Annotated in this window: 13 protein-coding genes and 1 tRNA gene; all 14 read right to left on the reverse strand. The window is 48.8% G+C overall.

From position 1 onward, the window contains the following. Positions 1 to 72: 72 nt before the first annotated feature. The gene (locus BK816_RS04440) at positions 73 to 594 is read right to left on the reverse strand and encodes a MerR family transcriptional regulator (RefSeq protein WP_071164929.1); all 522 of its coding nucleotides are present in this window, start codon (positions 592 to 594) and stop codon (positions 73 to 75) included. Between the two features lie 219 nt (positions 595 to 813). Further along, positions 814 to 1,554, reverse strand: coding sequence for a transcriptional regulator FtsR (gene ftsR / locus BK816_RS04445; RefSeq protein ID WP_156981991.1), 741 nt, complete (start codon positions 1,552 to 1,554; stop codon positions 814 to 816). A 14-nt stretch (positions 1,555 to 1,568) separates the two neighbouring features. Next, a complete protein-coding gene (locus tag BK816_RS04450) occupies positions 1,569 to 2,009 on the reverse strand; it encodes an FHA domain-containing protein (protein WP_071164105.1) in 441 nt (146 codons plus the stop codon). Positions 2,010 to 2,105: 96 nt separating this feature from the next. Further along, complete coding sequence (locus tag BK816_RS04455) at positions 2,106 to 2,840, reverse strand: DUF881 domain-containing protein (RefSeq protein WP_083379069.1); 735 nt, start codon at positions 2,838 to 2,840, stop codon at positions 2,106 to 2,108. A 2-nt stretch (positions 2,841 to 2,842) separates the two neighbouring features. After that, a complete protein-coding gene (locus BK816_RS04460) occupies positions 2,843 to 3,175 on the reverse strand; it encodes a small basic family protein (RefSeq protein ID WP_071164107.1) in 333 nt (110 codons plus the stop codon). 15 nt (positions 3,176 to 3,190) lie between these two features. After that, positions 3,191 to 4,066: a DUF881 domain-containing protein gene (locus BK816_RS04465; RefSeq protein ID WP_071164108.1), complete on the reverse strand. Its 876-nt coding sequence runs from the start codon at positions 4,064 to 4,066 to the stop codon at positions 3,191 to 3,193. Positions 4,067 to 4,075: 9 nt separating this feature from the next. After that, entirely contained in the window at positions 4,076 to 6,631 is a 2,556-nt protein-coding gene (pepN, locus tag BK816_RS04470) for an aminopeptidase N (RefSeq protein WP_071164109.1), read from the reverse strand. Positions 6,632 to 6,884: 253 nt separating this feature from the next. After that, positions 6,885 to 6,958 (reverse strand) — tRNA-Pro (locus BK816_RS04475). 62 nt (positions 6,959 to 7,020) lie between these two features. Further along, positions 7,021 to 8,547: a ribosome biogenesis GTPase Der gene (gene der, locus BK816_RS04480; protein ID WP_071164110.1), complete on the reverse strand. Its 1,527-nt coding sequence runs from the start codon at positions 8,545 to 8,547 to the stop codon at positions 7,021 to 7,023. A 51-nt stretch (positions 8,548 to 8,598) separates the two neighbouring features. Beyond that, positions 8,599 to 9,324 carry a (d)CMP kinase gene (gene cmk, locus BK816_RS09645; protein ID WP_071164111.1) on the reverse strand — a complete coding sequence of 242 codons (726 nt, stop codon included), beginning with the start codon at positions 9,322 to 9,324 and terminating at the stop codon, positions 8,599 to 8,601. 22 nt (positions 9,325 to 9,346) lie between these two features. Continuing rightward, positions 9,347 to 10,453, reverse strand: a complete 1,107-nt coding sequence (locus BK816_RS04490; RefSeq protein ID WP_071164930.1) for a prephenate dehydrogenase — start codon at positions 10,451 to 10,453, stop codon at positions 9,347 to 9,349. 11 nt (positions 10,454 to 10,464) lie between these two features. Continuing rightward, on the reverse strand, positions 10,465 to 11,214 hold the full coding sequence (locus BK816_RS04495; protein WP_083379070.1) for a pseudouridine synthase: 750 nt from the start codon (positions 11,212 to 11,214) through the stop codon (positions 10,465 to 10,467). A gap of 114 nt (positions 11,215 to 11,328) precedes the next feature. Next, on the reverse strand, positions 11,329 to 12,177 hold the full coding sequence (locus tag BK816_RS04500; RefSeq protein ID WP_071164112.1) for a ParA family protein: 849 nt from the start codon (positions 12,175 to 12,177) through the stop codon (positions 11,329 to 11,331). A 41-nt stretch (positions 12,178 to 12,218) separates the two neighbouring features. Further along, a complete protein-coding gene (gene hisS / locus BK816_RS04505) occupies positions 12,219 to 13,571 on the reverse strand; it encodes a histidine--tRNA ligase (RefSeq protein ID WP_071164113.1) in 1,353 nt (450 codons plus the stop codon). Positions 13,572 to 13,578 lie beyond the last annotated feature (7 nt).

A 13,578-nucleotide genomic window follows, 5' to 3' on the forward strand; every position in this document is an offset into this window, starting at 1 on the left:
CTCAGATTAAAATAAGTTGGGCGGTTGACTCACCTGCAAAGGAGTCAACCGCCCAACTTATCTCTAAAAACTTTAGGAAGCGTCGCGCTTAGCTCGTCGTCGAGCAGCCAGTTCGTCATGTCCAGCCGCTACCCCACTCTTGGCATGTTCAATCGGCAAAGTAGAAAGAGTGCCTTCCACTTCGGACCAAACGCGTCCGATGGCAATCCCAAAAACGCCCTGACCGCCCTGCACCAAGTCGATAACCTCATCATTCGAAGTGCAAAGATAAACCGAGGCGCCATCACTCATCAGGGTAATCCCTGTTAGGTCTTCTACTCCCCGATTGGCTAATTCGTTAATCGCGGAGCGGATCTGTTGCAATGAAACGCCAGAATCCAAAAGACGTTTCACAATCTTTAGAACCAAGATATCCCGGAAAGAATAAAGTCGTTGGGAGCCTGAGCCCTTCGCATCACGGATGGAAGGTTCCACCAGACCCGAGCGCGACCAATAGTCCAACTGGCGGTATGTAATACCTACTGCGCGGCAAGCAACCGGACCGCGAAAGCCGGTGGTTTCATCAAGCGAAGCTAGCACATCACCAAAAAGCATCCCTTGGGTGCCTTTTGCTGAAGCGTCATTTGCAGGTGCTTCCATGATTATCTCCTGTTTTCTGGGAACGTAACAAGAATAACCTAGAGGGATTTAGCTTGCTGGTCAACTATCAACACCCCGACTTTAAACTTAAAGTTGAGGTTGAAATAAAGTTGTTACCTTTCTAAGCCAAAATGTTACCAGATATCCCCAGATTTGAGAGGTGGAGCACTTTGGTTAGAGGTTTCGATCGATATCCTGGCGAGTCAAAACATGTGCTAATTCAGCAGCTACTTTCGCAATATCATTAGCCTTGGTTAGACGTCGCTGGTGTGCCACCGAACCTTTAGCACGATCAACCTGGGTAGCTTCGGCAGCAAGCTGGCTAATTCGGGAAGCGAAAGTTGTTAGTGGACGCATCCGTCGATAGGTAATCCCGGCCTCAGAAAGCATCCGAGAAAGGCGTACCGCCTTAACTGCACTCGCTGGGAATCGGTTCTTCACATTAGGTTGCAAAACGCCCACAGAAATTAATTCATCAATTTCCTCAGGATGGGCACCAGTGAAGTCCTCAAGATCGCGACGGGTAATTTCTGAACCTTCCAACGGTTCGATTGCCATTCCTTCATTCGAGACAATTCGGGCAACCGGAGTCACCTCGACGCTTTCGCCCTGGTCAAGCTTTTCTAGGTTGGCTAAAATCGCATCGACCGGAAGATATGAATCCCGTTGCGCAACTAAGTAGTATCGAATTCGCTCAATATTAGCTTCTGAGAACTTGCGAATCCCACCTGCGCTACGAGTAGCTTCAAAAACTCCGGTATCTTCGATATACCGAATCTTGGACTGCGTAAGCGAAGGAAACTCGTTTTGAAGCCTAGCCGTCACCTGACCGATCGAAAAACGAGGTGTGCGATCCGCATTTTGCGGCCATGGTACGTGGTTTTCGGCAGAGTTATCTTTTGCTGATTTTGCCACTGCGGCCATATTTATCAGCCCTGACGTGATGGGTGATAGCTCATCCGGAACTTGCCAATTTGAACTTCGTCGCCTTCTCTTAAGTCGATCTGTTCAACCCGTTCACGATTGACATAGGTGCCATTAAGGCTGCCAGCGTCACGAACTAGATAGCCACCTTCGCTAGTCTGTACAAATTCAGCATGACGACGCGAAACAGTGACATCATCGAGGAAAATATCTGAACTGGTGTGTCGACCTACCGAAGTAGAGGCGGTATCGAGCAAGAAACGTGCCCCAGCATTAGGTCCACGACGCACAATTAGCAAAGCAGTTGCAGGTGGTAGAGCAGCCACCGCTGCGGCATTTTCTTCATTCAAAGGGTAGGTAGTGAGCGGAGTGTCAGTCGCTTCCACTGGGTTTAAGCTCGGCCCAAAAAGTGAGGTGGAAGTAGGGTCGAAAGTATTTTCGCTCATGTTAGTACCTTCCTTTGAGGTAAATCCTCGTTAAGTCTTTAATGTGGTAATGATACCTTGAAAAATGTTTTTGTGGCTAGGCTGAAGGGTGATTATTTAATTATCTCTCACGATTTGGGCCCATTGAGAGGGCTTGGGAGTAATAAAGGAATCAATCGTCAAGTTAGGAGACGAGGTAATAGTTACCCTTGCTCCGTAACTTTTTAGTCTTGAAACTGCGCCACCTGGAATATTGAGCGCAACGCTCAACACAGAGGGATCTCCCAAGGCCGTTAAGCGATAAGGGGGAGCAATTTGCTGACCATCAATCAACAAACTGTCACCTTTCTTAGAGACCGAAGAAGAGGCCACAACTCGCTGTCCCGAGATATCGATTGCCTCCGCTCCTGCGTTGCGCAACTCCCCTAGCAAGTTCACTATCGTGCCCGCGGGGATAGCCCGTTTGGGGTCCGTGATTGTCGCGGTTACCCCATTACCCTTTACCGGCGTTGAACCCGAAAGAATGGCAATTGAGTTTTGACGGGCTTCAGCCGCTTTTTGAGCCTCTTCTTGCGATGTGGCCGCAGATTTTAACTGGCGCAGCTGCTGTTCAAGATCTGCTTGTTCTCCGGTCAACTTAGCTTCTCGTGACCTGAGTTCATCAAGCAGCTGAATCAGTTGTGTTTCACTGAGTCGATCGAGCCCAGTCGATTCGCTTGCCACAAACTGAGTAGCAATCGCAAAACCGAAAAGTACCATAAGTAAACCGACAAGAACGTGAGAAATAGTTATCGGCGCTTGAAGTAGATCTCGGAATCTAGTCAATAAACGAGATAAGTTCTTATTTTTCATGGCTACCCGTCAAATACGTAACGACGAAGGGCCGCCGCATTCGAGAAAATACGGATACCGAAGACGACCACAACAGCCATGGTCATTTGCGAGCCCACACCTAACTTGTCGCCAATAAATACTAGGAACGATGCCAGCAAAATATTCCAGATGAAGGAAACAATAAAAATCCGGTCGGAGAAGTCTCCATCTAGATAAGCGCGAATCGCACCTAGTAGTGCGTCTAGCGAAGCCACCACCATAATTGGGAGATACGGCTGTAACCAGATTGGAATTGAAGGGTCGAGGACGAAACCTAGAACCAGGCCGATTGCTAAGCCAATGACTGCTAACAAAGTTAGTCCTCTCGTTTATTTCTGCTCATCAGTATTTTCTTCCGGCAAAGTCTTTGATGCAAGTGGATGATACGGCATAGCTGGCATAACGAGTTCATCCCGAACGCTAATATTGGAACCGATAGAGTATTTATCGGCCAAAACTTTCAAATAGTATGCCATTGGTCCTTCTCTCAAGGCATTGCGAAGCTTGGTAGGGTCCCCAATCACGGTAAGGGCATAAGGGCTTTTCACGGATTGCAGATTTACTAGTACCGAGCTACCTGCCGCGCGTACCGCACTTTGCGGACCGATCCGGAAGCCGTTCAGGCTAATGGCTTGGGCACCGTTAGCCCAGAGGGCATTGATTATTTCTTGCAAATCTCGATCTTGAACTAGATTCTCTTCAGCTTGTCCGCCAATACCCTTAGGATCAGTCAAGGTCAGCACGATTCCCGGTCCAGAAACGGGAGCCGCAGCTGCAGCTAAAAGTTCTTCTGATTTCACGCTTGCTTGCGGAAATTCTTTTTCCGAAAGCTTAGCGATTTCGGCTTGTAGTTTCTCGTTCTGTAATAGCTGTTTTTCGACTTCGTTTTGCCGATTCTCAACTTGGGACCGTAGCGGCGCAAGCGGATCTGAAAAACTACTAGTTTGGAAATTCAAATCGCGAATTGACCAAATCGAGGCCGCGACTAACAGTGCGGTCAAGACAATAACTGCTAGCTTTTGGGCGATATTTAAGGGCTTTTGATTCTCTTTCGGTACTGCGGCCATGGCTTCATAACCATGTTCCAAAGGATCCGAAAAGATCTTTCCTAAAAGATCCTGCTCCGCTAAATGCTGAGAATCTTTAATTTGACTGGCAGTCCTCCGAGGTTTCCCAGAGGACTGCCAGGTCAAAAAGTTTCGCATTAACTAACCTTAGGCGTTAGCTTGGGCGCGAAGTGCCCGCAACAGATCATCATGTAGCTCAGTTAGTAGACGCCGCAAAGCATGTGGCGCTTGTGGATTGTCAACCAACCATTTTTCGCATTTAAGCACAACCGGATGTTCACTTGGTTCTTGACCAGGGAGCAAACGTGGCGCATGCGGTGCTGCGGCGCTAATAAATCGGGTTCCCATCCCAATCGTATTGTCTTGCCAGAATGGGAGTGCAGTCTCAAAGAACTTCTCAATCCAAGGAGTCAGTAAGTTACTTTGTGCGCTTTGGTTCAGACCTGACAATACTCTAGTCAGATACTCATTTGAGACCTCTTCGGTTATTACCTTGTTCCAGAACTGTTCCTTGGTCACCAAGTCGGGAACCGCGGCGAGCGCCCGATCTTTTTCTACCCTCGCGGAAGACGATGAATCGAAATCAGCTCGTTGGGAAATGTCTTCAGCTGAATAGATGCCGGCGGCTGCTCCCCCAGTAAGCAAATCCCATTTATGTTGCTTAGTCATCACATCATTTTGCAGCAAATGATCAATCTGCGTTTGAGTGAAATCGTCTTCGGTGAAAGGTAGGATGCCAGCAAAAATCTCTGCCCATGCACGTTGACGATCCAGCGTACTCGCCTGTTCAACTTGCGTCTGCGCTAGCTTAGCTAGTGCAACTGCCAGTTGACGAGTTTTACTTCCTGGAACATATGAACTAATTGCCGTCTGTGCTTGATGCAACGTAGTCTCAGCTAGAACATCGGCGCTTTCGTTAGGAAGCTGAGAAATTACTGCAGAAACAAAGTCAGCTGCTGGCATCAAGCCATCGCGCACCTCCATCCACAACGCTTGCCAAATAACTGCTCTGACCAAGTCGTCAGGCACTTCACTAACATGCTTTAGTGCCATTTCGCGTGAAGAAGCATCAAGACGAATCACGGCATAAGTCGCATCATCAGCATTAGGGACCAGCAAACATTTACCATTCGCTTTAGGCAGCTCAATAGCTAGAGTTTCTGATTCTAAGGTGACGTCTGTCTGATCCAAAAGAACCAACTTGCCTTGGTCTTCTTGGTACCTAGCTAAAGTAAAGCGATGTGGACGAACTACTTGCGGATCTTGCGCATTTTCCTGATGGAAAGTGACGACGTCAACTGACTCTTGGGAGTCTTCGACCTCGGCAGAAATAACTGAAGGGCCTGTTGTCTTCAGCCAACTATCTACCCAAGACTGCAGATCTTTTTCACAAACTGATTCCAAAGCCGAGATTAAGTCAACGAATGAAGTTGCTCCAAAGGCATTAGCTTCGAAATAGTTCCGGGCTCCAGCGAAGAAGTTATCTTCCCCAACATAACGCACCAGTTGTTTCAAGACTGCGGCACCCTTGGCATAAGTAATGCCATCAAAATTTTGCTTGGCAGCGTCAAGATCGACAATATCAGCCATAATCGGGTGAGTAGTCGGATATTGATCTTGAATATATGCCCAACCCTTACGAGCAATCGCAAACTTAACCCAAGCGTCCTGGTAAATAGTTGCAGCTCCTTGGGCGAAAGTACCTTGGTGATCCGCAAAGGATTCTTTTAACCATAGATCATCCCACCACGCGGGAGTAACTAAATCACCAAACCACATATGGCACATTTCGTGCAATGTCGTGTTGGCGCGCCCACCGCGTTGGTTCCACGATGGCCCACCAGAGACAATGAAGCGCTCGTTAAAGGTTACACAGCCGGGGTTTTCCATTGCACCAAGATTGTATTCTGGCACATATACCTGATCGTACTTACCCCAAGGATAAGGGTATTGATAGTGCTCGGCGAAGAAATCGAAACCTTGGCGAGTAACCTTGAATACATCATCTGTGTCAAAATCAGGTAGCAAAGACTGTCGACAATACAAGGCCAAATCAATAGCTTGTGCTGGGATTTCGCCCTGGGCTTCCCGGGTCCAAGTGCCGCCTGGCACCTTGGCATATTCACCAGCAATTACGCAGGTGATATAGCTAGAAAGTGGCTTAGTTGGAGCAAAAGATCGGGTGGTAACCTTGCCCTTTTCAACAGCCGAGGTTTCTACCCCATTGGAAAGCACTACCCAACCAGTTGGGGCAGTAATCTGGAAATTCCATACCGCTTTTAGATCAGGCTGGTCGAAGCAGGCGTAGACTCGGTGCGCATCAAACGGCTCATACTGAGTGTAGAGATAGTGTTTATTATTATCCGCTTCGTCGATAAACCGATGCAAACCTTCACCGGTACGCGAATACCAGCACTGAGCATCAATAGTTAGGGTGTTAGCCTCATCGGCCTTCAAATTTTCGAGGAAGATTTTACCGTCTTCATAGGTAGGATCAACCTGTTCACCGTTCAACTCTATCGAATTGATTCGTTCAGCTACCAAATCAATAAACGTGGCAACATCCGATGAACTAAACTCCACCGTCGAGACAGATCGGAAAGTCTTTTCGGTCTTCGCCCCTGAAAGATCTAAATCAATCTGGTAGTTGTCAATTTTAAGGCTGGCGGAACGTTGTTTTGCTTCTATTCTCGTTAAAGTCACGTAATAAGTTTACTCGGATAAAGCGCGAAAACAAACTTCCCAAGCCACCAATTTTCGCAATTTTTTCGTTTCTCGGTTTTAGCATGAACAAACTCTGAATTAACAAAAGTTGGGGCACCCAAACAGTTTGTTTGTTTGGGTGCCCCAACTTTTATCTAGCTCAAGGGTACTTCTAAGGTTACCTGAGCTATTTTCAACGATTTTGCACTACCGTTAAACTTTGACTTTTCGTTGTGATTCCAACGAAATCTAGTCGGGCTGACAGGATTTGAACCTGCGACCCCTTGACCCCCAGTCAAGTGCGCTACCAAACTGCGCCACAGCCCGTGCCTGCTTGGGCAAGCAACTCGAATATGTTAACTGTTCGAGTTACTTAACGCAAATCAGACTTATCGGCGTCGTTTCTCTCGAACTCGAACCGAAATTCGAATAGGAGTACCAACGAAACCGAACTCTTCACGCAACCGTCGTTCGATAAAACGACGATAAGCTGGATCCAAGAAACCGGTGGTAAAAATAACGATTCTTGGTGGACAGGTAGAAACCTGGGTGGCAAAGAGAATTCGGGGTTGTTTTCCGCCTCGCAGTGGGTGCGGGTTCGCTGCAACAAGTTCTCCAAGGAAGCCGTTTAAGCGACCAGTGGAAATACGGGTCTGCCATCCTTCGAGAGCCGCATTAAGCGCACGAGAAATCCGGTTCGTATGCCAGGTAGTCTTAGCAGCCACATTAATTTTAGGTGCCCATCCCAACTGCACAAGAGCGCGTTCTTGTTCGCCTTTCAGTTCTTTTTGCCGATATTCGTCAACCAAATCCCACTTGTTGTTAACAATCACCAGCGCTCGACCAGCTTCAATCACTTGTTGGATAATTCGTACGTCTTGGTCAGACATTTCCTCTGAAGCATCAAGCAAAACCATTGCCACTTCAGCTTTTTCCAACGCTGACTGGGTTCTTAGCGACGCATAATAGTCAGCCCCAATCGACTTATACATTCTGCGACGAATCCCTGCAGTATCGACGAACCACCAGGGTTGTCCATCAAGTTCAATCATTTCATCGACTGGGTCACGAGTAGTGCCAGCTAGCTCATTAACCACTACTCGAGTTTCTTTAGCTAGAGCATTTAGTAAGGAGGACTTACCCACATTAGGTCGGCCTAATAGTGCTACCCGGTGGATGCCATCTCGCTTAAGACGTCCTTCCACAGCAGATTCTTCTGGTAATACTCGTAGAACCTCATCTAGTAGATCACCCGCACCACGGCCATGTAGAGCTGAAATGGGGAATGGCTGTCCTAGCCCGAGGGACCAAAGGCTAGCAGCCTCAGCTTCTAAAACATCTGAATCGACTTTGTTAGCTGCTAGGATTACTGGCTTACCCTTAGAACGCAGTAGCTTTACTACCCGTTCGTCGGTTGCAGTCGCACCCACTCGAGCATCAACTACGAAAAGAACTGCATCGGCTCGATCGATTGCTGCTTCCGCTTGCGCGGCGACTTCACGATCGAGTCCCTTAACATCAACTTCCCAGCCACCGGTATCGACCAAGGTGAAATTCTTACCGGCCCATTGTGCTGGGTATGAAACACGGTCGCGAGTAACGCCAGGAGTATCTTGGACAACAGCTTCACGCCGACCCAAAATACGGTTAACCAACGTGGACTTACCAACGTTTGGGCGTCCTACCACCGCAAGCACAGGCCAGCCGCCGCTATCTTCACTTTCCGGCGCGGCAAACTCTTGGTTCAGAATCTGGAGGTCTTCTTCATCTAGTTCAAAGTCTGCCAAGCCAGCCCGCAAAGCTTCAGCCTTCTGTGCCTCAACTTCGTCACCTTCAAAGTCAACTTCCCGGGGCTCGAGTAAATCGTAATCGAGCTCTGAATCAGCAGTAAATTCGAATTCTGCTTCCTTTTCCATTTTCTTCCCCTCTTTGCCTCTAGGCTAAAGCAACAGTTTACGGGTTATTTTCTATTTTGGCGTATTAACCCAATTTGCGACTAGTGCCAGCACTGATTCGACCGACTCCTCGAGGGTGAGATCAGTAGTATCAACTACCACTACCCCATCAGCTGGGGACGTGAAGTTAGAAACTGTGGCATCATCTCGATCTCGACGAAGCACCTGATCAGCCAACTTTGCCGCATCTTGTCCAGGTATTTGCTTTCCACGACGAGCTAAGCGCACTTCTTCACTGGCAGTAATGATTGCTCTCACCTGTGCGTGTGGGGCCACGACCGTAGTCAGATCTCGGCCCTCAGCAACTACCGGAAAACCCGAGGCAACTGCTTGATCAATAATTGCTCGTTGCTTTTCAACCAATGTTGCTCGCACTGACAAATTTGTAGCTACTTTTGAAACGACTTCAGAGATTTCCGGTAGACGGATTTGCCCCGAGACATCAGTACCATCAACCAAAATCTGCTCGCTTAGAGGATTAGTCGAGGGCGAAAACACCATTTCTGCCACCTGCTGCGCAACTAGTGGCTGGTCGCTAAGCTCAACTCCCAATTCCAAAAGTCGAACTGTCGCTGCCCGATACATGGCCCCCGTATCCAAATACTGAGCGCCTAAGAAATCGGCAACTTCCTTCGCTACCGTAGATTTACCAGAACCAGCTGGTCCATCAAGCACAATAGCCAACGGTTGACTTTCAAGTTGCTTAGGCAAATCCTGAAACTCAGGGCTAAATTCCATTTAAATCCCTCTTTTTCTCGATCTAGGCTAAAACTACTCGCCAGTTTTGATTGGTCAAAAAGTCGCTTAAAACCTGTGCGGTTACCGGTGCCACCGAAAGCCAAACTAGACCAACTTGTTGCCCCACCGAATGTTCAATTCGCAAGTCTTCGATATTAATCCCGGCGTCACCGACCTCGGCAAAAAGTCGTCCAAGTTCACCCGGTTTATCTGGAACTAGGACCCCGACCTCGGCTAACTGAATCGGCGAATCGCCGTGCTTTCCAGGAATCCGTTTGACCCCTTCATTACCCGCCAGCATAACCTGATTGATTGCTCCCAAAAGACCCGGGGGCAAGGCAACGGTGGCTTCTTCGGAAGCTTGGAAAGCTGACAACAGTTGATTTAAATCAGCGACTAAAGGACCTAAAACCGATGCCACGGACTTCGCATTTTGCCCCAAAATGGCAGTCCAAAGACGTGGGTCAGATGCAGCGATTCGAGTTGTATCTCGAAGCCCTCCCCCAGCTAAAGACAAGGCATTTGGGGCGGCCTGAGCCAACCTAGCCGCTAAGGCAGATGAGACCAACTGTGGCACATGTGAAACCAAGGCAACCGCCTGATCATGCTCTTTTGCTGGCAACTGCGACACAATCGCACCTACATCTGTTGCTAGTTCACGCACCGCCAAGAAGGCTGTCGGTGAGCTTGCCTCAGTGGGGACACAAACCCAAGGACGCCCCTGGAACAAATCTGCATCCGCCGCAGCTGGCCCAGCTACCTCGCGACCTGCCATGGGATGAGAACCAACATATCGACTAGCCTGAGGATGATCTTCGACCTTAGCAACAACTGCTTCTTTAACCGAAGCTACATCGGTTACGATCGCATTAGGAAAACGGTCCAGACAATCACAGACAACCTTTGCCGTCACATCTGGGCCAGTAGCCACAATCACTAGGCTCGGTGTATCATCGCCTTGATAAATTGAACCTGCCCCCATATCTGCAGCAAGAGCTTGCGCAGTCGGTGACAAATCTTGTAGCCAAACTGGCACATTAAGGCGCGTTAAAGCCAGAGCAATCGAAGTACCAATTAAACCCGTCCCAACTACCAAAACTGGACCTTTGGTAGCCGCTACTGCCGGCATCAAAGTTGGTTTCACAGTTCGACCATTCGCATTAGTTGGGCAAGTTGCTCATTTTCTAGACGACGAACCGTGCCGGGTCGCATATGTCCCAAAAATAGGGTGCCGAAACGAGTTCGCACCAAAGATTGAACCGGATGACCGACCTCGTCTAGCATACGTCGGACCACACGATTCTTTCCCGAGTGCAAAGTCAGCTCAACCACCGAACGATCTTGGTTTACTGCTTTGACCACGAAATTATCAACGGAAACTAGACCATCTTCTAGCTGAATACCGCTCTTAAGTTTTTGCCCGAGGCCGCGTGGCACTTCTCCCGACACCGTAGCGACATAAGTTTTGGGCACTTCCCATCTGGGATGGGCTAAGCGATTAGCTAGTTCCCCATCATTGGTCATCACGATTAGTCCCGAAGTATCGGTGTCAAGACGCCCCACGTGGAACAAACGGGTTTCATACTCAGTAACGTAATCGGCAAGACAAGGGCGACCCTCGGGATCCGACATAGTAGAAACCACCCCGACCGGCTTGTGCAAAACCACTGTCAGATGCTTGTCATCAAGGAAAATTCGTTGACCACGCACATGAATGATGGCCGAGGTCGGATCGATCCGAAGCCCAAGTTGGGTCACGCGTTTGCCATTTACCCGGACTTTTCCTCGAGCTATGAGCTCTTCACAGGCACGGCGTGAACCAACTCCAGCGGCAGCCATAACTTTTTGCAGTCTGACGCCATCTGGGCGGTACTGATCATCATCACTCACGATTATTTCCTTAGATTTAGTTTGGGTTAATGCTAGTAAGCATTAAATAGTTAGCGAACAGGCCACTACTAGTTCTTGAAAAAAGATCTAATGTGGCGCCTAGCTTCTAGTTTCCTACGCTACATCGCCGCGTGCAATCATCTCGCGAGCTAGCTGCCGATAAGCTTGCGCGCCAGGGTGGGATGACGCATACGTGGTAATCGGCTCAGTGGCCACAGAAGCATCTGGGAATTTAACTGTCCGACGGATTTGAGTTTCGTAGACTTGTTCTCCAAAGGCTTCCTGCAGGCGTTCTAACACCTCGCGAGAATGCAAGGTTCGAGTATCCACCATAGTTGCTAAGATGCCATCAATCTTCAATCGCGGATTGAGTCGATCCTTAACCTTGTCAATGGTTTCAACTAATAGAGCCACACCACGAAGTGCAAAGAACTCAGCTTCCAAAGGAATGACAACCCCATGCGCTGCAGTCAAGGCATTTACCGTCAAGAGGCCCAAGGAAGGCTGACAATCAATAATGATTAGATCATATTCGTCTAGCACCGGACGCAGTACTCGCGCCAATGCCTGCTCACGTGCCACTTCGTTAACCAACTGCACTTCGGCCGCGGAAAGATCGATATTAGCCGGCACAATGTCCAAGCCTGGCACTGCCGTATGAGCAATCACATCTTTGACCGAGAGTCGCGAATTCATCAACAGGTTATAAATAGTGACATCCAAGTCATGGGAATTAATCCCTAAACCGGCTGAAGCTGCCCCCTGCGGGTCAAAATCAACGATAAGTACCTTACGACCATATTCAGCTAACGCAGCTGCGACATTGATCGTCGAAGTAGTTTTTCCGACCCCACCTTTTTGATTACACATAGCAATGACCCTTGCTGGGCCATGCTCCGTCAATTCGGGTGGCTGAGGAAACTGAGAACCCGGTCCCATCGCTAATAATTCACCTTGTTGCATACTCCACACCTTAACCTAAGTTGGTTTATTCTTCAGAGTGATTAGTTATTTGCCTGCGCAGGAAAAACCTGTGGGAAAAGGTCCTCGGTAGGCGGTAACCATTCAGCTGGGTCTGCCGGGACTTGCTCGCCACTTCGAATGTCCTTAACTTCGTGACCGTCCTCGTTAATGAACCAAACGAAAGGAATCCCGCGACGATCGGCATACTTAATCTGTTTACCGAACTTCAAAGGACGTTCCGCCACTTCGGTTGCGATTCCACGAGCACGAAGTGCCTGGGCCACAGCCAAAGACTCCCCACGTGAGTCCTCATTATTAACTGCCACTAGTACCGCAGTCGGGGTTGGGCGTGAGACGGAAAGCAGGTTCGCCGCAAAGATACGCGAAAGCAGACGAGTTAAGCCCAAAGACATGCCAACCCCTGGATACTTCTTATTGCCCACACTGACAAGGTTGTCGTAACGACCACCAGAACAAATCGCACCGAGATCTTCATGTCCTTGGATAAATGACTCATAGACGGTGCCTGTGTAGTAGTCCAAACCACGCGAGATCTTAAGCTCTGCCCGCAGCAAACCAGGCGCTTGACGCTCGCCCTCGGTTAATAGTTCGCACAGTTCATTAAGACCCGTTTCCAAAAGCTCTCCAGAAAGTCCCAACGCGTCAATCTGGGAACGAAGTTCTTGTGGATCAGAAGTCGAAATCTTTGCTACTGCTAGCAGCAAGTCGGCGCCCTCGGCCGAAATTCCCGCTTTAAGCAGTTCTTCCTTTACTAATTCTGGACCAATCTTGTCCAGCTTATCGAGGCCGCGCAGGGCGTCTTCGATCTGCGAGATACCAGCTTGCTCACAAACACCTTGCAAAAGTTTGCGGTTATTTGCACAAATCACCACTGGCGGTAAACCGAGCCGAGCGAATACTTCACCCATCACAAGAGGAAGCTCAACCTCATGATGGAATGGCAAAGTTTCTTGACCTACAACATCGATATCGGCCTGAACGAATTCACGAAAACGACCTTCTTGCGGACGCTCACCACGCCAAACCTTTTGAATCTGGAATCGTTTAAACGGGAAGGTCAGGTGACCCGCGTTCTCTTCAACATAACGGGCCAAGGGAACGGTAAGGTCGAAGTGCAAACCTAACTGCTTATTCGGATCGCTCTCGGTCTCATTCGAGTTTCGAGCGGCAAGCCTTGACAGCAGATAAATCTCTTTAGAAGTTTCACCTTTGCTGAGCAAGCGAGAAACCGGCTCCACCGCACGAGTCTCGATTCCTTGGAAACCGTGGAGGGCGAAAACTTCCTCCAAAGTTTGCAACATAAACTTTTCGATTAATCTACCTTGAGGCAGCCATTCAGGAAAACCAGAAATAGTGTTGTTATTCTTAGCCATGTTTCTT

It is taken from the genome of Boudabousia tangfeifanii (genome assembly GCF_001856685.1).
GTDB lineage: Bacteria > Actinomycetota > Actinomycetes > Actinomycetales > Actinomycetaceae > Boudabousia > Boudabousia tangfeifanii.

Excerpts from the sequence above, each read along its gene's own strand:
- hisS (WP_071164113.1), bottom strand. The coding sequence starts at position 13,571 with ATGGCTAAGAATAACAACACTATTTCTGGTTTTCCTGAATGGCTGCCT.
- BK816_RS04465 (WP_071164108.1), bottom strand. The coding sequence starts at position 4,066 with ATGCGAAACTTTTTGACCTGGCAGTCCTCTGGGAAACCTCGGAGGACT.
- BK816_RS04455 (WP_083379069.1), bottom strand. The coding sequence starts at position 2,840 with ATGAAAAATAAGAACTTATCTCGTTTATTGACTAGATTCCGAGATCTA.
- BK816_RS04490 (WP_071164930.1), bottom strand. The coding sequence starts at position 10,453 with ATGCCGGCAGTAGCGGCTACCAAAGGTCCAGTTTTGGTAGTTGGGACG.
- cmk (WP_071164111.1), bottom strand. The coding sequence starts at position 9,324 with ATGGAATTTAGCCCTGAGTTTCAGGATTTGCCTAAGCAACTTGAAAGT.
- der (WP_071164110.1), bottom strand. The coding sequence starts at position 8,547 with ATGGAAAAGGAAGCAGAATTCGAATTTACTGCTGATTCAGAGCTCGAT.
- BK816_RS04450 (WP_071164105.1), bottom strand. The coding sequence starts at position 2,009 with ATGAGCGAAAATACTTTCGACCCTACTTCCACCTCACTTTTTGGGCCG.
- BK816_RS04500 (WP_071164112.1), bottom strand. The coding sequence starts at position 12,177 with ATGCAACAAGGTGAATTATTAGCGATGGGACCGGGTTCTCAGTTTCCT.
- BK816_RS04440 (WP_071164929.1), bottom strand. The coding sequence starts at position 594 with ATGCTTTTTGGTGATGTGCTAGCTTCGCTTGATGAAACCACCGGCTTT.